This is a genomic window from Paenibacillus gyeongsangnamensis (genome assembly GCF_027533625.1).
Taxonomy (GTDB): Bacteria; Bacillota; Bacilli; order Paenibacillales; family NBRC-103111; genus Paenibacillus_G; species Paenibacillus_G gyeongsangnamensis.
In genome coordinates, this window is the sequence record NZ_JAQAGZ010000025.1 from 54,942 (window position 1) to 79,662 (window position 24,721).

Annotated in this window: 20 protein-coding genes and 3 pseudogenes; 7 read left to right on the forward strand and 16 right to left on the reverse strand. The window is 46.3% G+C overall.

Annotated features, from left to right (window positions below; translation table 11 throughout):
* The first annotated feature begins 498 nt into the window (after positions 1-498).
* The 4 genes from hutH (at position 499) to O9H85_RS30315 (ending at position 5,642) form a co-directional block, all read left to right on the forward strand.
* Positions 499-2,055, forward strand: coding sequence for a histidine ammonia-lyase (gene hutH, locus O9H85_RS30300; RefSeq protein ID WP_409348224.1), 1,557 nt, complete (start codon positions 499-501; stop codon positions 2,053-2,055).
* Positions 2,056-2,302: 247 nt separating this feature from the next.
* The gene (hutP, locus tag O9H85_RS30305) at positions 2,303-2,779 is read left to right on the forward strand and encodes a hut operon transcriptional regulator HutP (protein ID WP_269885137.1); all 477 of its coding nucleotides are present in this window, start codon (positions 2,303-2,305) and stop codon (positions 2,777-2,779) included.
* A gap of 92 nt (positions 2,780-2,871) precedes the next feature.
* Positions 2,872-4,365, forward strand: a complete 1,494-nt coding sequence (locus O9H85_RS30310) for an amino acid permease (protein ID WP_269885138.1) — start codon at positions 2,872-2,874, stop codon at positions 4,363-4,365.
* Between the two features lie 83 nt (positions 4,366-4,448).
* Positions 4,449-5,642, forward strand: coding sequence for a helix-turn-helix domain-containing protein (locus tag O9H85_RS30315; RefSeq protein ID WP_269885139.1), 1,194 nt, complete (start codon positions 4,449-4,451; stop codon positions 5,640-5,642).
* 198 nt (positions 5,643-5,840) lie between these two features.
* Here O9H85_RS30315 and O9H85_RS30320 read toward each other — a convergent pair whose 3' ends face one another.
* The 12 genes and pseudogenes from O9H85_RS30320 to O9H85_RS30375 all read right to left on the reverse strand — a co-directional run bounded on the left by O9H85_RS30320 (position 5,841) and on the right by O9H85_RS30375 (position 17,649).
* Positions 5,841-7,301, reverse strand: a complete 1,461-nt coding sequence (locus O9H85_RS30320; protein WP_269885140.1) for a DHA2 family efflux MFS transporter permease subunit — start codon at positions 7,299-7,301, stop codon at positions 5,841-5,843.
* Positions 7,298-7,654 carry a PadR family transcriptional regulator gene (locus O9H85_RS30325; RefSeq protein WP_269885141.1) on the reverse strand — a complete coding sequence of 119 codons (357 nt, stop codon included), beginning with the start codon at positions 7,652-7,654 and terminating at the stop codon, positions 7,298-7,300. The genes O9H85_RS30320 and O9H85_RS30325 overlap by 4 nt, the downstream gene beginning before the upstream one ends.
* A 70-nt stretch (positions 7,655-7,724) precedes the next feature.
* Entirely contained in the window at positions 7,725-8,399 is a 675-nt protein-coding gene (locus O9H85_RS30330; RefSeq protein WP_269885142.1) for a class II aldolase/adducin family protein, read from the reverse strand.
* 304 nt (positions 8,400-8,703) lie between these two features.
* A complete protein-coding gene (locus tag O9H85_RS30335; protein WP_269885143.1) occupies positions 8,704-8,961 on the reverse strand; it encodes a rhodanese-like domain-containing protein in 258 nt (85 codons plus the stop codon).
* 25 nt (positions 8,962-8,986) lie between these two features.
* Positions 8,987-9,697, reverse strand: a pseudogene (locus tag O9H85_RS30340) (IS6 family transposase).
* A gap of 166 nt (positions 9,698-9,863) precedes the next feature.
* Entirely contained in the window at positions 9,864-11,147 is a 1,284-nt protein-coding gene (locus O9H85_RS30345) for an MFS transporter (RefSeq protein WP_269885144.1), read from the reverse strand.
* 33 nt (positions 11,148-11,180) lie between these two features.
* Complete coding sequence (locus tag O9H85_RS30350) at positions 11,181-11,897, reverse strand: maleate cis-trans isomerase family protein (RefSeq protein ID WP_269885145.1); 717 nt, start codon at positions 11,895-11,897, stop codon at positions 11,181-11,183.
* A 221-nt stretch (positions 11,898-12,118) separates the two neighbouring features.
* A pseudogene (pckA, locus tag O9H85_RS30355) lies at positions 12,119-13,692 on the reverse strand (phosphoenolpyruvate carboxykinase (ATP)).
* Positions 13,693-13,756: 64 nt separating this feature from the next.
* On the reverse strand, positions 13,757-14,404 hold the full coding sequence (locus O9H85_RS30360; protein WP_269885146.1) for an RraA family protein: 648 nt from the start codon (positions 14,402-14,404) through the stop codon (positions 13,757-13,759).
* Between the two features lie 115 nt (positions 14,405-14,519).
* The gene (locus O9H85_RS30365) at positions 14,520-15,425 is read right to left on the reverse strand and encodes an ABC transporter substrate-binding protein (protein WP_269885147.1); all 906 of its coding nucleotides are present in this window, start codon (positions 15,423-15,425) and stop codon (positions 14,520-14,522) included.
* A 124-nt stretch (positions 15,426-15,549) separates the two neighbouring features.
* Positions 15,550-16,827 (reverse strand): MFS transporter, encoded by a 1,278-nt coding sequence (locus O9H85_RS30370; protein ID WP_269885148.1) that lies wholly within the window; start codon positions 16,825-16,827, stop codon positions 15,550-15,552.
* A gap of 159 nt (positions 16,828-16,986) precedes the next feature.
* Positions 16,987-17,649, reverse strand: a complete 663-nt coding sequence (locus tag O9H85_RS30375) for a GntR family transcriptional regulator (protein ID WP_269885149.1) — start codon at positions 17,647-17,649, stop codon at positions 16,987-16,989.
* Positions 17,650-17,931: 282 nt separating this feature from the next.
* Here O9H85_RS30375 and O9H85_RS30380 point away from each other — a divergent pair, with 282 nt between their 5' ends.
* From O9H85_RS30380 to O9H85_RS30390, 3 genes are read left to right on the forward strand one after another with little or no spacing between them, the layout of a single operon-like run.
* Positions 17,932-18,351, forward strand: coding sequence for a GGDEF domain-containing protein (locus O9H85_RS30380; protein WP_269885150.1), 420 nt, complete (start codon positions 17,932-17,934; stop codon positions 18,349-18,351).
* Positions 18,302-18,991 (forward strand): EAL domain-containing protein, encoded by a 690-nt coding sequence (locus tag O9H85_RS30385; RefSeq protein ID WP_269885151.1) that lies wholly within the window; start codon positions 18,302-18,304, stop codon positions 18,989-18,991. Before O9H85_RS30380 ends, O9H85_RS30385 begins: the two co-directional genes overlap by 50 nt.
* Positions 18,972-19,400, forward strand: a complete 429-nt coding sequence (locus O9H85_RS30390; RefSeq protein ID WP_269885152.1) for an EAL domain-containing protein — start codon at positions 18,972-18,974, stop codon at positions 19,398-19,400. Before O9H85_RS30385 ends, O9H85_RS30390 begins: the two co-directional genes overlap by 20 nt.
* Positions 19,401-19,654: 254 nt before the next feature.
* On the opposite strand, the gene O9H85_RS30395 is transcribed toward O9H85_RS30390, so the two are convergent.
* The 4 genes and pseudogenes from O9H85_RS30395 to O9H85_RS30410 form a co-directional block, all read right to left on the reverse strand.
* The gene (locus O9H85_RS30395) at positions 19,655-19,936 is read right to left on the reverse strand and encodes a hypothetical protein (protein WP_269885153.1); all 282 of its coding nucleotides are present in this window, start codon (positions 19,934-19,936) and stop codon (positions 19,655-19,657) included.
* Between the two features lie 507 nt (positions 19,937-20,443).
* A pseudogene (locus O9H85_RS37975) lies at positions 20,444-21,696 on the reverse strand (ISL3 family transposase).
* Positions 21,697-22,017: 321 nt separating this feature from the next.
* Complete coding sequence (locus O9H85_RS37980) at positions 22,018-22,335, reverse strand: SMP-30/gluconolactonase/LRE family protein (protein WP_409348226.1); 318 nt, start codon at positions 22,333-22,335, stop codon at positions 22,018-22,020.
* 46 nt (positions 22,336-22,381) lie between these two features.
* Positions 22,382-24,196: an LTA synthase family protein gene (locus tag O9H85_RS30410; RefSeq protein WP_269885156.1), complete on the reverse strand. Its 1,815-nt coding sequence runs from the start codon at positions 24,194-24,196 to the stop codon at positions 22,382-22,384.
* Positions 24,197-24,721 lie beyond the last annotated feature (525 nt).

Consider the following 24,721-nt stretch of genomic DNA (forward strand, 5'->3'; position numbering starts at 1 on the left):
AAAGGGGCCTAAGGGCTCCTTTTTACCATTGTTCCACAAAGTAAGGGCCATCCCGCAAAGGATGGCCTTTAAACTTGTCGTCTTAGATATCGTGGAGAACTTTACCATAAATGGCGGCTAAATCATCTGCTGCTTTTGATCCGCCTATTCGCCGTATATGAAATGGAGCACGGGGAAATCCGGTTCCACGATACCGTACACCATTTGCGTACGCAGGATACCGTCAAGAAGGCGTATCTTGGACACTAGCCGTCTATATGAAAAGATAGACTCCCCATCGATAAATTGTTGTTGACTGTGCTCCTTCAAAGGTGTAAAGTAAATAGTAAGCTCTATATAGTTATTAGCGAATAGAATGTAGCTTTGATTGAGGGAAGAACCGTTTCCTTATCCAAGTGCATTCTTTTTTGTTTTTTTAGGAAAGAACCCGGTTTGATGGCCTTTAGCGAATAGTCATTAGAAGCCGCTACCTATACTACTTGTAAAGCAGGTGCGGATATGCTAATAACTGAACAAATGATGAAAGAACAAAACGTAGTGTTAGTAGGCGGAGGAGCATTAACGATCGAGCAGGTCGTTCAGGTTGCCCGCTTCAACGCTAAGGTGGAGCTGCATGAAGAAAGCATCCGCAAAATGGCGAAGAGCAGAGCCTATGTGGAAAAATTGCTCAGCGAGAAAAAAGTGGTGTACGGCTTGACCACAGGCTTCGGAAAATTCAGCGATACCTATATTTCCGGCGAAGATGCGAAAACGCTTCAATTGAATCTCATTCGAAGCCATGCCTGTGGGATCGGCGTGCCGTTCCCGATTGAAGTCGCAAGAGCGATTATGCTGCTGCGCGTCAATGCGCTGTCGCTCGGCTACTCCGGCATACGCCCGGAGGTCGTGCAATTGATGGTCGGCATGCTGAATCAAGGTGTGACGCCTGTCATACCGGAAAAAGGCTCGCTCGGCGCAAGCGGCGACTTGGCTCCGCTGTCCCATCTGGCGCTCGTGCTCGTCGGTGAAGGAGAAGCTTACTATCAGGGCAACCGTCTGCCGGGAGGCCAGGCCATGAAGCTTGCCGGACTTGCTCCCGTAGCACTGGAGGCCAAGGAAGGACTGGCCCTGATCAACGGGACGCAGGTAATGACGGCGGTAGGTACGCTGGCTTGCCGGGACGCGATGAATTTGGCGAACTGGGCGGACTGCACGGTAGCATTGACTTGCGAAGCGCTGTTCGGTGTCCGGGACGCGTTCGATGCGTTAACCCATATCATCCGCCCGCATAAGGGACAACGCCAATCTGCGGAAAATATAAAACGGTTAACCTCCGGAAGCAAGCTAATGACGAACCAGGGGGAACGGAGAGTGCAGGATGCGTATTCCTTGCGCTGCGCGCCGCAGGTCCATGGGGCAAGCCGCGATGCGCTGGCGTACATTGCCGAGAAGCTTGAGATTGAAATCAATTCGGCTACGGATAACCCTTTGATCTTTGTAGATGAGGAGCGGGTGATCTCGGGCGGGAATTTCCACGGGCAGCCGATTGCCCTGCCGATGGATCATCTGTCCGTAAGCACTTCAGAGCTGGCCAATATTTCCGAACGGCGGATCGAAAGACTCGTCAATCCACACCTTAATGAGCAGCTTCCTCCTTTCCTAACGAACAATGGAGGCCTTCAATCCGGTTTTATGATCGCTCAATATGCAGCCGCAGCCGTCGTTTCCGAGAACAAGTCGCTCGCTCATCCCGCAAGCGTGGATTCCATTCCGTCTTCGGGCAATCAGGAGGATCATGTGAGCATGGGAACCATTGCGGCAAGAAAAGCGAAGCAGATCGTGGAGAATGCTTACGCCGTTCTCGCCATTGAGCTGCTGTGCGGGGCTCAAGCGGCTGATTTCCGCGATCCTAAGCTGCTTGGGCTCGGGACCAAATGGCTCTATGACCAATGCCGCAAGCTTGTCCCGGCCGTTGAGGCGGATCGAGTGCTTTCCGATGATTTTCAAAAGATAGCGGATTGGATGAGGCAAACCGATATTGCTTTGAGCTTGTCGGAGGTAGTCAAGATTCAATAGCTTGATGTCTTTCAAACGTGTACAGGACCGTTTTCTGCCCTGTCTTTGGCTTTAAACGGTCCGTACATCATATGGAATGTTATTGATATTGACATAAAGATGTACTCTGGTATAATAAAAACAAATAACCTAGTGCTCCATTTAGCCTATAGTCAATAGAACGAGCTTGGCATGAAGGGATTTTTATCCTTCAATGCGAAGTTTTTTGTTTTTTTGGGGAGCTTATATACCAGAAAGGATGATTTCCATGAGTAACCCGAATGAAAGAAATCGATTCGATTGCAGCAATTATACGATGGGAAAGCTAACCTCGCTCTTGGTCATGCTGCACAATGAAGATGCGGGTACGGACATTGAGAATGAAATGAAGAGAAGAGGATACCGGTATACCATAGGAAAGGTTGGCGCAATGGATTTGGTAAAAGTAGTGACGGCTATTGAAACCAGCGCCAAATCGAACAAGGTGATCGATCCGAATTCTTACAGGGAAGTCCATTCGTTATACCATGCCATTATCGAAGCGATTCAGGGGATCGGGAGAGGAACGGTCCAATTCGGGGATATTCTGCGGACCGTCGGACTAACCTTTTGCATCACAAGAGGAACGGTTGATATCTCGGGATATTCCGGAGAATGGTTAAGCGTCTGCATCTACGGAACGATTGGAGCTCCTAAAAAAGGCTTCGAGCACGATGTGTTAGGGTTCGGGTATAATCATATTTAATGTCGTGAAGAATATGGAAGGTGAAACCCTTTTTTGCGAAGTAACTGAAAGCGCTTTCCACATAAATTCATCCGAAATGGGGTATTCTTCCTATGGCAAGCGGAATAAAAGAAAACAATAACCAGCTGAAGCGTTCCATGAAAAGCAGGCATATGTATATGATTTCGTTGGGTGGCGCGATCGGAACCGGCTTGTTTGTCAGTACGGGGTATTTGATTAATCAAGCCGGACCCGGCGGCGTGCTCCTGTCTTATTTGTCCGGCGGACTTCTCATGTATCTGGTCATGCTCTGTTTGGCTGAGCTGGCTGTTATTATGCCGGTGACGGGCTCCTTTCAGGTCTATGCGACAAAGTTTATCGGCCCGGCAACCGGTTTTACTATCGGCTGGTTGTATTGGATCAACTGGATTGTCGCCGTCGGCACGGAATGGGTCGGCGCCGGGATGCTGATGAACCGATGGTTTCCCCATATTCCCTCCTGGATCTGGATCGCAATTGTCATTGTATTCATGTTCCTGTTAAACGCCTTTTCGGCGAGCCTCTTTGCCGAATCCGAGTTCTGGTTTTCAAGCGTTAAGGTCATTACGATCGGTTTGTTCGTACTGTTAGGGGGTGCCGCGATCACGGGAATCATCCCTTTCGAAGGCCTCAGTTCGGCTCCGATTCTTTCAGGCTTCACCCAAGACGGAGGATTATTTCCGAACGGCTTCATTCCGGTATTCATGACCATGGTAGCCGTGAATTTCAGCTATCAGGGAACGGAGCTGATCGGTGTCGCCGCAGGCGAGAGTGAAAATCCCGAGAAAGAGGTTCCGAAGGCGACGCGAAATGCGATATGGAGAATCCTGTTTTTATTCGTAGCTTCGGTATTTATCTTAAGCTCTTTAATCCCTTGGAAAGAAGCCGGTCTTACGGATAGCCCGTTTGTGCTTGTTTTTGATAAAATGGGCATTCCTTTTGCGGCGGATATCATGAATTTTGTTGTTTTGACAGCGCTTCTCTCGGCGAGCAACTCCGGTTTATACGCTTCCTCCCGAATGCTATGGGCACTGTCAAAGAGCAATATGGCAAGCCCATTCCTGAGCAAGCTGTCTTCCGGCGGCGTACCGTTTCGCGCTCTGATCGTAAGCGCCATCGTCGCTTCCGTGGCCTTGATTACAAGCATCGTAGCTCCGGACACCGTATTTCTGTGGCTGAGCGGTATTTCCGGATTCGCTGGAATTCTGGTTTGGATGGGGGTTGCTCTATCCCAATATTTGTTCCGCCGTCGTTATATGGCCGAAGGGAATAGCTTGGACGATTTGAAATATAAAGTAAAGCTATTCCCGCTTGTGCCCATTCTGGCCATCATCTTGTGTCTGGTTGCTATAATCGGTTTGGCGTTTGATGAAGAACAAAAAATCGCTCTTTACTACGGCATTCCTTTTACCATTGCTTGCTATGGCGTCTACTACCTGTTTTACCGTTCGAAGTACGATCAGAAGGTTGACCGTCCGGCGCAAATAACGGAGAAGAAAGTGTCGGGATCCGGCAATGAAAAAGGAAATGTAAACGTTGTAAAAGACATGATCGGTGAGATAAAATAAAAATAATCACGGAAGCGGTTTTCTCCCAAGTGTTGGAGCAAAGCGGCTTCCTTTTTTAAATCGACGGGCAGGTGATTCGAACCATGAAATTGGATACGGCCCAGGCGGCTTTTTCCCAGCTTCTGATTTCCGGAACGTTAATCCATGAAGCGGACTTCGAAGACATGCGTGAGCGGCTCGGCATCGAATCGCGCCCTCAGCTGGTCATTGTTCTCTCGATCGACCGTTACACCGATTTGGCCATGAATAAGCCTTTGCCATGGAGCATCGAGATCGGGCAGCAGCTGGTGGAAGCGATCTATGAGAGCTTCGCTCTGCCTTTTTTATGGGTATGGGTGGGGGAAGGGGTATTGGCCGTGCTCCTGGATGTAAGCGCAGACGGGAAGCCGGATCCTGCCTATAAGCAAGTCCTGGTCGGCATGGTTAAAAAATTGCAGCAGCTGGTGGATAAGAAAGGGTTTTCCGTTTCGGCCGGAATCGGCACTTATTACGACGATCCTTATCGGCTGCACCTCTCCTACGGAGAAGCCAAAGAATCATTGATCGACCGTTTTTTTCAAGGAAACCGGATGATTTTTCAATATGAGCAGCAAAGAAGCATTCAAGAGGAACGGATCGAGCCGGTATCTCCTAAGGAAAAGGTCGAGCTGCTGTCCCGTGTCCGGATCGGCGATGAAGACGGATCGGTCGCCTATTTGAACGTATTATTGGAACGGCTCGCTGGGTCATATAAGCATAATGTGGACAGATTCAAATCGGAAGCTTACGATCTGATCTTATCGTTATCGAGGATGGTTGTCGATTTAGGCGGGAACGCCTCGGAAATCCTGTCGGACAATGCGAGAATGCTTCAAGACTTATACAGCACCATTCGCTATGATAAATTTGTCAAAAAGCTGAGCACGTATTGGAGGAAGCTCGTGAAGCAGGTTGCAGACGATCATGCCTTGGAGGTCTCTCCCGTCATCCGGTCGGCCATCGTCCATATTAAGGAGCATCATCAGGAAAAAATGCTGTTAACGGAAATTGCGCAGCATTGTTACTTGAGCACCCATTACTTTGCCCATTTATTCAAAAAAGAAACGGGCTTAAGCTTTGTCGATTTCTTAAATAAAGTACGGATCGAGAAGGCGGCTTATTTTTTGGAGAAAACGGAGCTATCCGTACAAGAGATTGCCGCCCATGTCGGTATTCAAGACGCGAACTACTTTGCAAGGAAATTCAGAATGGTAATGAGCTGCAGTCCGACGGACTACCGGACAGCAGCGCAGAGTTAGCGGACGGGAGCTTACGAATTGAAGCCAACCCTATCGGGGGGTGGCTCAGATTGACGAGAAACCCGGATATGCAGATAACAGCAAAAGGTGTAGGTGGGGTACCACGCTATGACATTATTTACCACGAATTCAATAGAAAAAAGAGCGGAAGGAGGCTTCGGCCTCCGTTCCGCTCTTTGCTGAGCTCATCTTTTAGTGCTATGCGTCTGGAACTTCCCGTTGATAACGGCCTCCGGCCGCACTCCCGACCCCGACTGTCACAAGCAGGATCGCGGCGACCGCAATTGCCAATCCGATGAGAAATACGAAGGTTATTCCTTCCCGATAGCCCGCGGCGCTTGACTGACCTGCGCTCCCCACTTGAAACAGCAATACGGTGAGCGAAACGCCTGTGACTCTGCCAAAATTTCGAATTGTCGCCATAAGGGAGCCTGTCAGTCCTGTTTTGCTCGATGGTACGCTCTCCAGCACAGCGACGTTGTTCGGGGATTGAAAGAAGCCCATCCCAGTTCCGAACAGTCCGAGGGTCAGCACCACCTCCATAACCGAAGTTCCGCCGCCAAACCGCGACATCAACCCCAAAGCTGCAGCGGCAGCCGACAATCCGGCAATCGAGGGCCAGGCATTTCCATAACGATCCGCCACCCAACCGCTGAGGGGGGATGAGATAATTATCGCTATCGCCTGAACGCTCATGATTAAGCCGATGTTGGAAATCGAAATATGCCGAACATGATCCAGAAAGAGCGGAAGCAGAATCGATGGGAGCATCATGAGAATGAAGGATAGGAAGCCGGTGATGTTGCCAATTGTAAATCGAAGATTACCGAATAGCGATAAATCGATCAAAGGATTGTCCGTAGACCACTCTCTCCAAATAAATCCACCCCATCCGCCTGCCGCGATTCCAAGCATTAGCAATCCGGGACCGCTCATCCAGCCCCATTGATACCCGTTAGAAATGAGGAGCAGCAGCGAGGTCACCGCAGCAAAGAAGACTACTCCTCCGATAAAGTCGAATTGGGCAGCATCACCTTCTTCCGCAGCCTCGCCTTTCCTGATCGGCGGAGCGAGAAGGATGGAGCTTGCTGCAACCGATATCAAGCCAATGGGAACATTGATCCAGAAGATCGAGCGCCAGCCCCATGCGGCGATGAGCATTCCGCCAAGTGCCGGTCCGGCAATCGTTCCCGCCGCTACAATGCTGCCGATAATCCCTAATGGCCGTCCTCGCTTGCCGCGCGGGAATGTATCGGCCACAATGGACATCACATTACCCATGATCATGCCCCCGCCAACCCCCTGCACGATCCGAAACAGAACCATCCATAGCAGGGTCGGCGAGAAGGCGGTCAGGACGGAGCCTATGGTGAATAAGCCGACCCCGGAGACAAAGAAATATTTGCGGCCCTTTAAGTCGGATAGCCGTCCAATGACTGGAAGAATAGATGTAATAACGAGCAAGTACCCGGTTATGACCCACTGCACCATATGCGGCGGCGCCTCAAATGTCTTGCCCAGCACCGGCAAAGCCACGTTGAGGATACTACTGTCCACGTTCACCATGAACGTCCCGGTCGTTACCGAGAAGAAGACAAGCCACGGATACCAGGAGTAAGACGACAAGCGGCCTCTGACGTTTTTACCCCAATGCTTCATGTGTCTCCGCCCCGTTTCTGCTCGTATTGAGTGATGAAATAATCCAAATTCCGCTTGCGAATCACGATATCCCGAAACCATCCGTCCAGCTCTATCTTCCCCTTCTCGGTAAGCTGATATATGCGCTTAGCGGGTCCGGCTTCGGTCGTGTCCCAATAAGAGGTGACCGCTTCGTTCTCTTCCAGATCGCGAAGCGCCCGGTAGATGGCTCCGCTGTCGATCTTCCATTCCGGCGGCGTAATTTCTTCCATCCGATTCCATAAAGCCCCGCCGTGAGCATCTCCATCCAGCAAAAATAACAGTAAAAAAGCCGGGAGATGGCGATTTTGCTTGCCAGCGCTTTTAGACTCCATGCAGTTCACTCCTCGCATGTAAAAGGGCCGCGAAGAGCGGCCCTTCTTGTTCATATGGCTTCTACCGTCATTAACGGAGAGAATCTGCTGACGCGAATTGCTTCATCCGGCTGCGAACCTGCTCAACCGCTTGCTCGGCCAGCGGCTGAGCACCGCCAAGCTGGCTTGCGAGGAGAGTAAGCTCCGCTGCTTCGTTCAACGTAATAATGACTTGCGCTGTTTGTTGAGGATTCGCCGAGAAAGCGATAAGCCCATGGTTCGCCAGCATGACGGCCGGCAAGCCCGGATGCTCACGGACAATGTCGACAATACCCTGTACCGAAGCCTCGGAGCCGCGCGGCGCCCAAGGCACCACAGGCACAGGCTCGGTTATGCCGAAGCGCAGAAGCGGCTCATAGACGAGCGGAATCGGCTGTTGCGCGACAGCAAAAGCCGTTACATGAGGCGCATGGTTATGAAAGACCGCCCCTACGGATGGGCGGGCCCGATATATCGCGGTATGCATCTCCACAATTTCGGCGGTGACCGGGTCAATCTCGCCATCGACTACGGTGCCGTCCAGCCTTACAACAGCGAAGCTATCTGTGGTTAGCTGGGCGATGCTGCCGCCCTTTGTTAGTACAATGTGATCGTCAGCGACCTTCGCCGATAAATTGGCATGCTCGCTGCGGAACATGACATTCGCTTTAAATAAGCTCTCGGCTGCTTTCATGATGTTGCTCTTGGCTTGGGCAATATCCTGCATAATCGTGATTCTCCTCCCTAGGATAGGTCTCGGCGGGTCACCGGCTGCCTCGAAGGCTGCGCGCTGCCACCTATTAATATACTGTTATAATTAGTATACTGTATAAAACAGTATACTAAAAGCAATCTGCTTTGTCAAACCCAGTTTTATGTGTCTCACTACGCATAATGCGTACCGTTGCTGTTCCTGCAGTAACCGTTAGCGAAGAAGGATTACCATGATTTATTACACCTCGCAGCAATCGTTCTAGAATATTCAGCGAGTTTAGAATTCCCAGTCGACCTAAATATTATAAAATGAAAAGTTATTTAGGACGAATCAGTTGACCACTCCAGGCATTAATGCCGCCTTGTAAAAGGATCAACCGGACGAAACCCCTTTTTCGAAGAATACGTGCCACACTTTTGCTTCGCATACCGCTTCTGCAATATAGAAGGAGATCACGATCCTTCGGGATTTCATCAATCCGGCGACTCAACTGGGACAAGGGAATATTTTTCGCCCCCGGAATGAAGCCGGTCTGATACTCCCCGGTTTTGGTGCAACGATTAAAACAGATCAAAGATAGTCACCATATTGTTGCTTGACTATGCTATCAAACCAAACATTTTATTGATTAATTCAACTGCAGAAAGGACAGACGAATGATTGCATTCGACCTGCCCTTTCTTTATCATAGGCATGACTTCTATCCCAGCAATTGTTTTCTCTGCAGTACCGAAAGACTTCTATCCCAGCATTGGTTTAATGACTTTCTTTAGGAATCGGTGATCTTGTTCAATAATATTGTTGAGATATTTCTTTTGTCGCAGTACTGTTTCTTGATTCATAGCTTTCTCGTCCTTCAATTGCTGGACTGCGGTAGGGTAAGCTGGGTTTTTATCGACGGTGATCACGCGCGGCGATTGATTGTGTGGTGAATTCAACGCTTTCTTGAAAAATCGTTTGGCTGCAGGGGCGTCTCGGTTTTCAGACAACATGAAATCAATCGTATTTCCCTTTAAATCCACTGCTCTATAAAGATATTTCCATTGTCCTTTGATTTTAATATAGGTCTCATCCGTCCTATAGGAATCATTGGTCGGTTTCAAATAGGGACGAATTCGCTTGTCTAATTCCGGCCCAAATTCATGAGCCCATCGCATGATGGTTGTATGAGCCATATGTAGTCCTTGTTCTTCCATCATCTCCATTAGATCACGATAACTTAGGCTATATTTCAAATACCATCTTACTGTTAGCAAGATAACCTCTGATTCGTACTGCTTCCATTTAAACAAATCTAATTCCGTTTCCAACGTAATTGCTCCATCCCATGAATTCATTTTCAATCATGTTATCATGTACTAGAGCTTTGCACCATAACCCGTCCCTCGGTTTAACAAAACGAGGCTACCGATCGATCGTCCGGCAGCCTTATGGTATGAAGCTATTCTTAGACATTGTATAATTAAGATTATATGGTTAAACACGAATCTTTTGATCAGACTTAACAAAAAGGGTCGCAATCACACCAATTAAACAGATAAATACAAGGAGGAACAGTGAATAGTTCCAGCCAAAGTGGGTTCCAACATAGGCGGCTACTATGGGCATTACAGCGCCACCAGCGAACCCATACATATTAATCCACCCATAAATAACACCAGTAAGCTCTCCGCCGATATCAGAGGAGATTGCCAAAGGTATTATGGAGGTAAACCCGGCAAAACCCAAGGCAACGCTCATCAGCCACACTACGCCCCAAGCATTGTGGACGTACATGGTAGAGTAGATCAAGACAGCCGAGACTGAGAAACCTAAGATGATTAAAACATTTCGGGATATAAATTTGGAGTAATTTGCCTTAACTAGTCGGTCACTCAACCTCCCGATCCCGAACGCCGCAATGCCGATAAAGAGCCAAGGTAGTGAAGAGGCAAAACCCATGCTGGTAAGACTCATTCCCAATTGGTGCTGGAGGAAATAAGGCAGCCAGTATAAGAAGAATTGAATAAAGTACAAGGAACAGAAATAAGTGATCCCGATACCACAGAAGGAACGCGATTTAAAAAACTGTTTCCACGGGATTTTAGTTGGTTTAGTATCAAAATCCTGGTTTGATTGGATATAACTCAGTTCTTCCGCACTCACCTGCGAATGCTGTTCTGGGTTATCTCGGGCCCACAAATACCAGACCACCATAATTACTAAGCCGATAATACCGGACAAGATAAAGACCCAGTGCCACCCCAGCTTAGTTAAAACAAGAACAGTCAACGGAGGAGTGATAACCGGAGCCAGATAGGCTCCAGCTGTAGGAAAAGCATTTGCAGAGGCCCGCTCATGGGGCGGGAACCATCTTACGTTGAAGCTATTCACGCTGATAAACAAAGGGCTCTCCACTACCCCGAAAAGAAATCGGACCAACAAGAGGCTCAGGAAACCGCCAACTGCACCAGTTAAGACAGTAAAGATCGACCATAATAGAATTGCAAGACTCAAGGTAAGGCGTGTCCCAAACTTTCGAGCCATAAGGGCAGCAGGAATTTGAAGTGCGCCGTAGCCAATTGAGAACAAAGACGTGATTAATCCCATTTGGACTGGAGTAATCTTTAAGTCCTTCAAGATTGTTGGGGTCGAAACTGATAGATTACTCCTGTCCATATAAGAGATCATACAGATAAAAAACAACAGAATAGTACCGATCCATCGAGATCCAAAACGAGGTGCTGATTTTGTTGTTGTTGTTGTTATTGTTGTTTCCAAAGTTTATGCCTCCAATCGTAGATGTAGTAAAGATTAGATTCTAGTCTCAGAAAACAACCGCTTACCATATTCGGGCATTCTAAGGTATCTATTAGCTAAGCTAGTGATTTTCCACAGAGTAGCGCTGTGAGAGGTGATAACTGGCTTATTTATACGAGACTCCACCACTGCAACAGCGCGCATCGCTTGCCAATTCATGCAACTCATAAAGAGAGCATCCGCGCTATCGTCCCAATGTTCCAAGGCAAAATCAACGATTTGCTCAGGAGTAACCTTCGACATTTGAGATCCGACAGTGATTCCTTGACCAGCATCTTTAATTACTTCAATACCGTTGCGCATGAAGTAGTCATTTTCAGTCTGGTTGATCTCCTCATGATAGGGGGATACCAACACAATACGCTTTGCGTCCACAAGACGTAAGGAAGTCATCGTGGTAGTCATAGGGATTTTTGTCTCGATCTCAAACGCCCGACATTGATCCTTTTCCTCTTCATAACCACTGATGGCTCCTGAAGCTGTACAACAATAAGCGATAATATCCACTTCGGCAGTTTCGAGTTCTCGAACTGCACGAGGAAGTGATTTGTCCATTTCTTTGTAATCATCGACGTCAGTACCACCGAGGTAAATCCTCGTAGTGAAATAATCAAAGTCTTCTCCTGCTACTTGGTAATAAAGTGGCTCAGTAACCACCTGTAGAGCAGGAAGAATCAAACCAACTCTCAGTTTATCGCCAGACGTATTCATAGCTGCTATCTTCCTTTACATTTTGATCAAATAAGTTAAGCTCATTGTATACAATTAACACAACCTAAATCTTTGTCGCCACCATCACAGAACACTCAGATGGCACCAGTAGGAAGGAAATATTAGAAACTGTAGGCAATATTTCCAGAGAATCCAAGGACCCTTTTAGACCTTCTATCGATTTATTTACTGGACCGGCTTCTGCGCATCGTCACGGCTTGCTATTTGTGCGGCCCAGCTTGGATAATTTCTTCCCCGACACCTGAAAATTTGGCAAAGTTTCGAATGAAACGATCCGCCAGATTACGAGCGGATTCTTCATACTGCTGCTTGTCCGGCCAGGTTTGGTCGGGAAGCAGAACCTCACTTGGAACACCATCTACTGAATCTGGGCAAAGAACGCCGAAAATCGGATCCGGTGTAAACTTTGCTTTTTCGATCGTTCCATCAAGCGCAGTCATTTTTCTTGTATAGGAAAGCTTGATGCGTTCTCCGACCCCGTAAGGTCCGCCAGACCAACCTGTATTAATCAGATAGATTCTCGGTTGATAGTTGTCGATTTTATCCCCCAGCATGTAAGCGTATTCGATTGGAGGCAACGGCAGAAAGGGGGATCCAAAGCAGGTCGAGAAGGTCGCTTCCGGTTCGGTAATGCCTCTCTCCGTACCGGCGAGTTTGGAGGTATAGCCGGACAAAAAATGATAAATGGCTTGTTCCTTCGTTAATTTCGATATCGGTGGCAAAACGCCGAATGCGTCGGCCGTTAAGAAAATGATAACGTTCGGGTGCCCAGCAACCCCAGGGATGACTGCTCCCGGAATATAATCAACCGGGTATGCCGCTCGCGTATTCTCTGTAATCGCTGCATCTTCATAATCGACGACGCCCGTTTCAGAATCGAGAACGACATTTTCCAAAACCGTTCCTTCTCGAATGGCCTTCCAAATTTGCGGTTCCTTCCTCTCTGAAAGTCCAATGCACTTCGCATAGCAGCCCCCTTCAAAATTAAACACCCCCTTTTCCGACCAACCGTGTTCATCATCACCGATCAAGCGCCGCTCCGGATCCGTGGACAGCGTTGTCTTTCCTGTTCCAGACAATCCAAAGAATAGCGCTACATCCCCTCTCTCACCCCTGTTGGCGGAGCAATGCATGGGTAGGACGCGTTGAAAGGGGAGCATGTAATTGAGCACCGTGAAGATAGATTTTTTCATTTCCCCGGCATATTCGGTCCCTCCGATAAGAACAATCTTCTTTTCAAAGGGCAGATGAAGGTTTCGGAACGTGTACCATCTACAGCTGGATCCCCCTTTAACCCGGGCAAGGAAATTACAGTGAAATCCGCCTTATGCGTGAACAGCTCATCCTTAGAAGGACGAATAAACAACTGCTGAACAAATAGATTATGCCAAGCTTTTTCCGTAATAACGCGAATGGGAAGTCTGTAGTCTTGATCCGCTCCCGCGTACCCAACGAAAACAAACAGCTCCCTCCTTGCCATGTAGTCCATCGCCTTATTGTACAGCCGCTCGAACTGCTTTGGGGAAATTGTCTGATTCACGGGACCCCAATCGATATTCTTCTCTATCGACGGTTCATTGACAACATATTTATCTTTAGGTGAACGCCCGGTATAAGATCCAGTCAACACCCGCAGTGCTCCTGTCGAGGTCAGAACTCCTTCCTCGCGTTCTAAAGCTATTTTCGTCAATTGCGCCACAGACAAATTCTCGTGTAAATTCCCTGCAAACTGTCCAGTTACCTTCATCTTCACATCTCCCTGTTGTGCCCACATATGATGTAGTATTTAATTTTATATTGCATACTATAGGATATACCGCGGCAGTGAGGTGGGACGATTATTGCTTGCTTTGAAGACGATGATAATCGTATTTTTCGCGAGCCTGCTTGAGTGGTGTTCCTTTTAACACCTCTTGCCGGATCGCTTCTTCCGTTTCTGCGATCGATTGCGCTATGGATAATATAGCTTCTCCTTTTTCCCATGGGATCACAATCAAACCGTCATCTGTACCAAACAAGATATCGCCTGGTTTTACCAGTACATCGCCGATCGAAACGGGAACGTTGACATCCGTCGCTTGAACGCGGTCTTTGCCTGTCCTCATAAATTTCCCGCGGCTGAAGATCGGATATTTCAAGTCGATACAGCTGCTTACATCGCGGCAAACGCCATAGATGACCGTGCCGGCTATTCCCATTCGTTTCACTGCAGTAGTAATCAACTCTCCCCATACCGTACAATCCAGCCTACCCTCGTTATCCAATACGATAACGCTTCCGGCAGGAACATCATCGATATAATCTCCGACCGTACCTCTGTTAGAGGCAGCAGGCAAGTATTTTACAGTAAAAGCCCGACCGATCATCCGATATCCTTGTGCAAGTGGAGATATTCCGAAACAAGCGCCGTGAATGCCCAAACGATCCATTGCATCCGAAATAACACCAATCGAAAGTTTCTTGTACTCTGCTAATATTTGCTCCATAGCAATTTTGCTCCTGTAAGAAAATGGGTTCATCTAATCCGGATTTTTCGCTCGAATTGGACCAATAAGTCGAATTCACCCCAAACAAGCAAATAAATACAAGAATGAACCCGAATCAACCAAGTTCATGACGTGCGGTTTCTATATATCTGGATTCGATGTATTCCTCCGCATTTGTTTTGGAACGGACTGGGATGGCCCGAATCAATGCACTTATGTCGATTAGGGTTTGAACGGCTTTTGGACTGGCAGTTGCATCCCGTGGGAAAATTTGTTCATTGACGTATTCGTCCCAAGCCCGTTCCGCATATATCCGGTCAATGCCCGTTTCCTTCTGAGCAATATCAATCGACTCTTCTTTATGAGTGTAGAACCATTCATGAGCGCGTATAATCGCTTTCAAGAATGTTATAACTGTATCTGAATTCCGCTCCGCCCAATCAGAGTCGACATTTAGAGAAGTAAATTGAAAATCCGGGAATATCTTACGTGGATTTCCCAAATCGGTATACCCCGCGTCGATAGCGATGAAATTTAGCGGAACTCCCTGCAGTCCAGCATCAATTTCTCCGCTTTGTAGCATCTTCCATCGGGTAAGGATAGGACCGACCGCTTTAATCGTATAGTCTTGCGGATAATCCAGTCCATGACTTTTCAGAATTTGCATAACAAGCGAGGAACTTCCTGCATCTAAGGAGGAAACTCCGATGGTGGCACCACGAAGGTCCACGTAATTCTTGATGTGCGGTCTTGCTATGAAGGAAAATGGCAGACGGTTGACATTCCCTCCGATAATCTGTAGCCGCCCCCCCGATTCATTGTTCAAAATTACATGTTCCGTAACTCCCATAGCAAAATCGAGTCGACCATCTATTAAACGCTGGGAAACTTCATCGATTGGTTCGTAAAGCTCAATGGATACGTTGAGACCTTCGCTTTCGAAAAATCCTGCGTGTTGTGTCACCCATAACGGCATATTAAAATAATTGCGGGAAACTGCGCCAATTTTGAGATTTTTCATGGTTTTATCCTCTTTTCTTTAATAGCGTCTCCCGGCATTCGCCGAGGCAGTTGAACAAAGGCTTCCTCGTTCCAGCCAAACGGTTTTCCTCTTATTTCCCTAGAGTACACATTGATGGTCACCATTATTCGTTGGACAACGGTGCATCGATGGACTTGCGTGTAAGGGTCATGCAGACGGTTGCGCCAATCAACAAAAGAACCCCGGCAATAATAAAAGCGCCTGTAAATCCGGAGCTTCCGGCAACAACGTAACCAGTTATAATCGGCGCTAGAGCACCAAAGATATTCCCGCCAAGAAACAAAATACTAATAGTTACACCGGTTAACTTGGCATCGTGCAAGAGATCGCTCGTTAGGGCAGTGTTCATGGACAAGGCTGTCGAAATCGAAGCCAACGAGACGGTAATTAAAGCAAGGACAACCCAGATGGATGATACGAATGGGGTGAACAATACAACAGACGAAAACAGAAGCGATACGGCAACAACATTGCGGCGACCGCCTTTTGTTAAATCTTTTCCCTTCAAAAGGCGGTCGCTGATCCAACCGAGTATAAGCCCGAGAACAACAGCGATTGCATAAGGAGCCGCCGTATAAAATCCAGATTTGAGCATGTTAAGACCACGAGATGTTTGCAGATATCCCGGCAACCACGTTAAAAATAGATATGACGTATAGTTTGCGCATCCTTGAGTAATGGCAAGCGCCCACAATGTTTTGCTCCGCAAAAGTACTTTTAAGGCTTGCGCGATATTAACCTTGGCTACAGTTGGGGCTCCGGCATCCCGCTCTTGAAGAATCTTGTTGCGTTCGGATTCCGATAACCACGTGACTTTCTCAGGTAGCCGAAACCAAATCAACCAAACGATCATCCAAACCAAACCAATCGCTCCGGTTACCACAAACGAGTAGCGCCAACCTACTACAGTGACTAGCCAAGCGACGAAAATGGCTCCAAAGGCAGGCCCTGCATAAGCACCGCCGTTAAGGATAGCCGTTGCCAGCCCCCGCTCAGAGCGCGGTGCCCATTCGCGAAGAGCGCGTGCTCCCACCAGATACGAGGCGGATTCGCCAGCCCCTAATCCGAGCCGGCTAAGGAGAAGTGTCATGAAGTTGACCGAAGCTCCCGTCAAAATCCCGGCAATAGACCATAAGCTGATACTAACTGAAGCCATTATTCGCGTCCCCCATTTGTCAACGGCAAGTCCCACTGGAACCAAGCAAATAATATACGTCCACAGAAAAGACGAGAACACATACCCCATCACGATTGGAGAAAGGTGGAATGCTTTCTGAATTGGAGCCGCAGCAATAGAAAGATTGATGCGGTCCATATAATTGATCATGGTCAGCAAAAACAGCAAGATGTAAATCCATAAGCGTCTGCGGTCCGCTTTCATAGTATGATCCTCCTTAAATTTTAGTAAACGCTTACAAATAGCCTATTTATATTTCTTTTAAATATGAAAGGACGCTATAAGCAATCACCCCTTTCGGTATCCCCTGACCAAGCACAGCAGTCCCGTTTGAAACAACGACGGTAGTATTCCTGCGAATGGTCAGAGAGAACAATTATTATTGTTGAACAATTCGCGGAATTTTTCTACATCCTTTTGAATGTGAAGCTTCATTTCGATTTCGGCGCCCGCTTCATCTTTAGCCATGATGATTTCAAAAATTTTCTCATGCTCCTTAATAAAATTGTTTTCCCGAAAATAAGAAAGATGACCGGTGTTGCGTATAAAGAAAACTTTGGAACGAATCGTCGCCAATGTTTTGATTAATTCTTCATTCTTCGAAGCGAGGATGATTTTATCGTGAAAGTTGGTATTTTGCTGAATGATTTCTTTTCGATCGTTATCCGATATCGCAGATTTTGTTTTAGCCAATATCGAGGAAAGCTCTTTGATTTCCGAATTGGACATGTTCCTGGCTGCAAGCCTCGCCGCAAGAGACTCTAAATATTCTCTAATCAGGTAAAGTTCAACTACATTTTGAAAACTCGGCTTAAAAACGCGTAGCTGATTCCCGTCTTGGATGAGTAAGCCTTCCTGCATAAGCATACGATTAGCTTCCCGAATAGGCCCTCGGCTTATACCTAACTTTTCCGCCAGTTTATTTTCCTTCACATGTTCTCCCGGTTCAAAATTCCCCTCCAAAATTGATTGCTTAATAATGTTATAGGCTTGAATATGCAAGCTCTCCGATTTTACAATTTGCAAAAAGAACACCTCCTCATTCGCAGCAAATATTTTTGTATGCAAGCCTTACGGAAAGCGATTTCATAAATTCCTATAAAACAAAAGTAAACCACATCTTGAAATTCACAACTTACTTCTGAAAATCGAGCCGAGCGATTACCATTTCCGTTATTTCTTTTGTTTACTGTTAACAGTAAACTTTCAAGAAAATAGTACTCCAATCCATAATAAAATTCAATCCACAAACTTTTCCAAGATTTATCGAAAAAAATATTAGGATCATCTCTTTTGTGTACTATATATATGGAAATCTATAATATCCATTTTACCCCAGTTAACTACATCATTTTTTACGCCGTTGAAGGTATTGTTATGGGAATTGCCGTGTATATCATTGAGACGATTAGAAATAGTATACAAATGCGAGAAGACTTACTGGAGTCGGAAAAAATGAGACGAAAACAGCTAGAAGAGATGGCTTATCACGACCCATTGACCGGACTTCACAATCGTTTGGCTATCCAACAAAAGCTGGAAGATTTTGTAGCGACGAATGATTCAAGTAATCCGGTAATATCCTGCGTATTCATTGATGTAGACGACTTCAAATTCATAAATGATACATATGGACATGATGCGGGGGGACGTGTGTCTGAAGGAGATTGCATCACACTTGCTGGCATCGTGTTCGGAGGCAATACTCACCGCCAGACTCGGAGGTGATGAATTTGTTGTCGTACTATTGGGCGTCACCAAAGAGCTAGCGGAGTTATTTGCCCAAGACTTGCAGTACAAACTATCCTCTTCGATTTATTTATCAAAGCTGAATATCACTTTTAGTATAGGGATTTCCAGTTTCCCCGAGGATTCCCGGACGATTGCTGAAATCCTTCAACATTCGGATATTGCCATGTATCGTGCAAAACGGGATGGAAAAAATCGAATTCGAGCCTTTTCTTCTGAAATCAAATCAGAATTTTTGGACGTTTTACAGATAGAACATGATTTACGAAAAGCGTGGGATAAAAATGAATTCCACCTGGTCTATCAACCGCAAGTCTCCGTTATCTCCGGAAAGATTATCGCAGTGGAGGCGCTGCTTCGTTGGCATCATACAGAGCGCGGATTCGTCCCACCGGATACCTTCATTCCTATTCTAGAACGTACAGGTCTGGGTCAGTGGGTGCTTCTAGAGGCTTCTCGAATGTGCAGATATTGGCAGCAGGTCGCTTTTCCTGAATTGCGTATTGCAGTGAATGTTTCCCCCATTCAACTTCAGGACCCTTCTTATGTTTCTTTCCGTTTGCGAGGTCTTGCATACCATAAATCTGTCTGCCGAATCATTGGAATTAGAAATAACTGAAAATATTGAAATCATTCACAGTGACATGTGTATACAAAAACTGCTGCAATTGAAAGCGATGGGCATCCGCATTGCGATGGACGATTTCGGCAAAGGCTACTCATCGTTGGACTACTTGGTTCACTATCCAATTGACGTCATCAAACTTGACAAGGGATTCGCTCAAGCCTTGCACGATTCGTCTGGCTACGCCGTTCTCATGAAATCACTGATTGAGCTTGCTCACCGCTTGCACCTAGAGGTGGTGGCAGAGGGTGTTGAGTATCTAGAACAACTTGAATTTTGTAAGGTACATGACTGTGACGCGGTGCAAGGGTACTTTACAGGACGGCCGATGCCAAGTGATGAAGTGGAGCCCTTTCTTCGCAGCGGGAGGTCTTTCTCTGTCATTTCCGCGAAAAATGTCTAATGATATATTTTTTTATCTAAATTATGTCGATTTGTGTATATTTCTGCATGTAATATAAAATGTCCTGCTGGGCGTTGAGGGACGGGTACGAGAGCACAATAACCTACACCGAGGCTACCGCGGGATCGATCGGTACAAAGTATTGCTTGAGTGATTAAACTGAGGGACTGATAACGATTGTTCAATACCAAAACGGCTGCCGCGGGGCAGCCGTCATTGGGAAGGTTATGTGGAATAGGTAGCGGCCATTATTTCTATTGTTGATTATTCGATTCCTGTATTTGTTGTAAATTTTGCTCTGCTTGTTGCAGTTGTTGCGATGATTGCTCCACTAGTTGTTGAGCTTGTTGTAATTGTACCTCTTGAGCTAAATTTTCTGTTTGTTGGGCAATCTGTTGTGCTTGTTGAGCAGCCTGTTGCAAAGCCTGCTCAAGTTGCTGTTGCCGTTGGGAATCCTGCTGATATTGATGTGTATCCTGTTGATCCTGAAACTTGGAATTAGCGCCATCATTATTTGATGAGTTTGCATACAACATTCATAAATCTCCTCCATGTTTTCATATTAAAAGAAGTTAGTACTCTTTAACCTTCCGGATAAAAGAATACAGGAATATATTTCTCTGAAACCGCAGTCGTTTATGCCTTAATTCATAAAATAATAAACGCAGTTTCGCCGCGGCAGCTTGCTCGTTATATTTAGCTTTAGGTTCAGATTTGCGTATTAAAAGAAAATGAAACTTTTTAAGTCTAATTTTCATTAGAGTGGTGGGAAATTGTCTATCCACTCAGCTGTTAAAAAATCTTCTTCGTTCACCGCGGCTACCAAATGAGGTGGAAAATGAACACTTCCAGTAATTAGGGGAGCTATTTAACTTGACTCATTTAGGACTGATGGCTCTTCGCTCTACTGGATGGGTAAGAGCGTAATTGTTAGTTTCATAACCCTTCCGCCTTTAAGAGAATTTCAGAGATGGAAACAGCCCTCAAGAAGAGCGCTTGACCGCTGTTTCCATCTCTGAAGCGTGGTATCAAGGCGGTAAGGGTTATTGTGCTCGGCGTGCCTCGAGCGTTGGAAGGCGGAGCTTATTCGCGGTCATGTAGACCATGGCGATCAGGTTTTCTACATTGCGGCAACCTCTAGCCCGCCGTTTGGCTGCTTGCACCAGGCCATTGATGCCTTCGAGCAAACCGTTCGTCATCCTGCTGTGGAACCAACGCAGAATACCTCCCTCATGCTGCTTGATCGTCTTGGCCAAGCTGATCATAGGCACAAGTTGGGAACGCGTGGCCCAGCCGATCCAATCTCGCAGATACACATCCATCCAAATATGCGGGGTCGTCCAGAGATCCTGTAAGGCCAGCTTCAGACGGTAAGCCCGCCCTGTCTGCAGGTTGCTATCTTTTAAGCGTAGTAAGGTTTCCTTCTGCTCCGCTTTGAGGTTAGCTTCGTTCTTCAGCCAGATGTATTTCGTGCGCTTCAGTTCCGGCTTCTGTTTCTGCTCTTGAATGCGCACCTCATCCACGGCTTCGCCCACCAGCTTCATCACATGGAATTTGTCAAAGGTGATCTCCGCATCAGGGAAATATTCTTCGATCCCTCGGATAAGGCTGGTGACATGTCGCAACACACTTCTTCGATCTGCTGCGCGGCAGCGCCTTTTGCGGTTAGGTGTGACTTGAAACGCTCCAGCGTATCCATGCCTTTGCCTTCGGTGGCAAACAGCACCGTTTTACGGTCGACATCCACGAACAGGGTAATGTAGCGGTGTCCGCGCCTCGATGACGTCTCATCGATTGCAATCCGTTTTACTTTGGATAGATCGAGCTCTGCCATCGCCATGTCGACGTAGTGGTGGAAGATGCGCCACATCCGCGTATCATGTTCCCTTAACTCACGGGCTGCCGCATTGACGGGCATTTCCGCCATCAGCCTCATCGCCCATGCTTCAAAGAGCAAGGTGAAATGCGATAGCGATCTGGCCCACTTCACTGGTACTTGCGTTATTTTATTGCATACCGTACATTTGACCCGCGGCAACCTGGCATGCATATACGTTATCCAATTCCAGAAGTCCAAATGCCGCCAATTCTTTTTCTCGGAGTCATAGGCTTTACAAGCCGTACCGCACAACGGCCAGGCGAAGGTGGCTCCCCGCTCGAAGTCGATGAATAGGTGCCAAGCTTGATCTTGATCGTCAAATTCGATATGCGTCAATTTCCATGGTTCTTCCAGTTGTAATGCTACTTTGAACATATCCGAAATCATATTGTCATTGCTGCTCATTGAAGTCCACATGAGTCATCCCACCCCTACGAATTGTCTTACTGAGCAGTATTGACTACATTTCTATGAAGCAGACAATAGCCATGAACTATAGCGAGGAAGCGGACTGATTATCATACCATTTCTATTGCATACAGAGTTGCGAAAAAGTATGAAACACCGCTGATTGATTCGGCGGTGTTTTGTCTAACTTTACTTTGCCTCGACTTTGGTTAGTAGCCATGAGCATTAATGGATGGAATGTCTGTATATTGTCTTTTTGAGAGCCACTCTTGGAATCCCAACATACGAAAAAGTGAAATTTGCAGATAATTTCTCATAAGTTTTTTATTGTTACTGACCCCAATCCCATAGTTTGGATGCACGTATCCTACCGTAGTTTGCCCATCTCTGTGCCTGAGCAACACCTCGTACGTTGGTCTTCACCCGGAACAATCCGCCCGCGGATTTTTGTTCTGCTATTTCACTCGCAGACAATCCAAACCGGCCGGTAGTGACATATAGTTCATCTAAATCATCACCGCCAAAGACACAACAAGTGACTCGAGCGACAGGCAGTTCAATCTCATCGATTAATGTACCAGTGGCCGGATTCCATCGAGTCACTTTGTATCCGGTATCCATGGCTAACCAAATAATTCCGTCCTTTATTTCTTTTAAAAAGTGAAATAACTAAAGATAATACGCCTAAAGGTTTCTACTTAAGCATGGAAGCGGCATATCCCTTTCCATACAGCAAATCATATTGAACAAGTTCATAATCATGGAGAAGCTTCTTCTGATCATCGTTTAACTCCGTAGTGGCAGTTCCATTACCATCCACATATACCGCTGGACTAACACCCGGCAGCTGCTGCTTTATCTGCTCCAAGAGCTGATAGTATGCCGGCTGCTTCTGACCGGTCAGGCTCATCACCATCGGACCGAAGAACGAAGGCGCTATCGTTCCCAGATTCTTCTCCTGAAGAGGGAAATTCGCCGCTACCAAGAGAGGAGTCTGGTGCATGAATTCCTCTTTCTGATCCGCCGTCATTTCGGCAACATGCCCGTCATAAGACTGCAGTGCAGGGAGATGATCTCCAAAAACTACGACGATCGTCGGGCGAGTCAGCTGCTGGATGGAATCTACTAAGAATTGGTCCGCTTTATTGGTTTCTTTCACACCCTCGGCGTAGCTTTCCATTTCTACTTTGGCAGCACTGTCTTGTATTCCTGATACCTGAATGGTATTGGTGCCGTTCATTCCATCCATTACAGGAAGATGATTCTGCATAGTGACTAAATGGATAAATTGAGGCTTGTCGGCGCCTGCATTTAACACGTCAACGACCTGCTTGATCGCGGACATATCCGAGATATAACCCTCGCTGCTCAATTTGTCCTTATATTTGATGTCATCCTGACTGATAAATTTATCAAATCCCAGAACAGGGTACACCCGATCACGATTATAAAAGGTTTTGTCGAAGGGATGGACAGCCGTTGCATCATATCCCCTGGATTTCAGCAAGCTGACCAGGGAAGGAAAATTATTCTTCTTAGCCAACACCTGCTGGTAAGGAACACCGCCTTCGTTAATAAACGACATATTCAATCCAGTCAGAGCCTCGAATTCAACATTGGAGGTTCCTCCTCCAAACACAGGAGATAGACTATACCCCGTGCCATAAGTATCCTTGAATCCATGAAAATTCTGCATCGGATCCTCGCTAAAAGTCATGTTCGTCAGCCGGGTAGGATCGAACAAAGATTCATCCATTACAAAAACAATATTAGGCTGCTCTTGTGTGCTTTGGATGGCTGCACTAGCTGTGGTGTTCTCGTATTTCTTCATGATATTCTTCATCGTCGCTTGATTGTAATCGGCAGGTTGGGTTTCAATCTTGGCTCCTATATTATCCAGAAAAGCCAGCATAAATCCATTATCTAAATAATTTTGTTTCTGGTCCCAATGATAATCCACCGCTCCCATCTTGGCCAAAGGAGCTGCCAGCACAGAACTTTGTAAGTGTGTACAGCCAAGGATAACTGCACCAGAGGCTAAGATATACATAACACGTTGAGATAGTTTTATCTTCTTTCTCGGAATCCAGTAGGTAGCGACAATTCCCACCAATATCAGGATCAACAGAGAGATGACAAGAACCGGAGAGACCTTATTCCGCACGATGTTCAGCATCTCCGAGAGGTTCTCAACCTGTTTAAGATCCCATGGATAGACTGGCTCATGTAGCAGCTTTAATTTATCGTACTGACTGATGTCCAGCGCTCCGATGCCCGCAACCGCAACGATGAGGGCACAGTATATATTATTAAATAGTGCCCATAATCCAAGCAGGATAAAAAACAAAATGCCTACCGACAGAAAATAGAGATCCTTATGGTGCGTTATCCAATAAAAAACACTGATTTGATATGGTTTTAGAGAACATATTTGAAGGGATGCCGCTAGAACACCAGCGGTGATAAGCAGAATCAGCATCCGATATGGAATCTTGAATTTTTTTAACATGTTCTTTCCCCCTTTTATTATGATTGGTATGTAAAAATGCCATTCAGACTAAAAGCTTCCTTCGAATCTAAACGTTCAATTTCTTTACTGAAACTTAAAATATCATATCTAGCTGAAATAAACCTTAATATCCTTAAGGTCATATCTTCTGCTTGTCCGTTATGGGGACATATGTACAAAACTAGGTGTTTTGTACATATGTAATGGAATTATAAAAAAAGGAACATATTTTAGTGGTATATTATTGTCGGTTGACAAGAACTTGATGTCATAAATGACAAGAACTTTATCCCATTCCCGCGTTTTTATAAGAAAAAAAACATCGCCTTTAAAAAAACATCGCCTTTTTAAAGGCGATGTCCTAATAACCAAACGATTAAATTGTAAGTCCCCCTTTTTTTATAAAGACGGATTAATATGTTCCTTAGTTGCACCAAAATAACTTGTACATATTATATAAATACCCCCCATATGTATCCTATATTAGGAGGAGAAACTATGGGAGGAACGATTCTCCGAGCCAAA

Excerpts from the sequence above, each read along its gene's own strand:
- O9H85_RS30370 (WP_269885148.1), bottom strand. The coding sequence starts at position 16,827 with ATGAAAGCGGACCGCAGACGCTTATGGATTTACATCTTGCTGTTTTTG.
- O9H85_RS30360 (WP_269885146.1), bottom strand. The coding sequence starts at position 14,404 with ATGGAGCAAATATTAGCAGAGTACAAGAAACTTTCGATTGGTGTTATT.
- O9H85_RS30350 (WP_269885145.1), bottom strand. The coding sequence starts at position 11,897 with ATGAATACGTCTGGCGATAAACTGAGAGTTGGTTTGATTCTTCCTGCT.
- O9H85_RS30325 (WP_269885141.1), bottom strand. The coding sequence starts at position 7,654 with ATGGAGTCTAAAAGCGCTGGCAAGCAAAATCGCCATCTCCCGGCTTTT.
- O9H85_RS30395 (WP_269885153.1), bottom strand. The coding sequence starts at position 19,936 with ATGTTGTATGCAAACTCATCAAATAATGATGGCGCTAATTCCAAGTTT.
- hutH (WP_409348224.1), top strand. The coding sequence starts at position 499 with ATGCTAATAACTGAACAAATGATGAAAGAACAAAACGTAGTGTTAGTA.
- O9H85_RS30330 (WP_269885142.1), bottom strand. The coding sequence starts at position 8,399 with ATGCAGGATATTGCCCAAGCCAAGAGCAACATCATGAAAGCAGCCGAG.
- O9H85_RS30365 (WP_269885147.1), bottom strand. The coding sequence starts at position 15,425 with ATGAAAAATCTCAAAATTGGCGCAGTTTCCCGCAATTATTTTAATATG.
- O9H85_RS30320 (WP_269885140.1), bottom strand. The coding sequence starts at position 7,301 with ATGAAGCATTGGGGTAAAAACGTCAGAGGCCGCTTGTCGTCTTACTCC.
- O9H85_RS30315 (WP_269885139.1), top strand. The coding sequence starts at position 4,449 with ATGAAATTGGATACGGCCCAGGCGGCTTTTTCCCAGCTTCTGATTTCC.
- hutP (WP_269885137.1), top strand. The coding sequence starts at position 2,303 with ATGAGTAACCCGAATGAAAGAAATCGATTCGATTGCAGCAATTATACG.
- O9H85_RS30310 (WP_269885138.1), top strand. The coding sequence starts at position 2,872 with ATGGCAAGCGGAATAAAAGAAAACAATAACCAGCTGAAGCGTTCCATG.
- O9H85_RS30380 (WP_269885150.1), top strand. The coding sequence starts at position 17,932 with ATGGAAATCTATAATATCCATTTTACCCCAGTTAACTACATCATTTTT.
- O9H85_RS30410 (WP_269885156.1), bottom strand. The coding sequence starts at position 24,196 with ATGTTAAAAAAATTCAAGATTCCATATCGGATGCTGATTCTGCTTATC.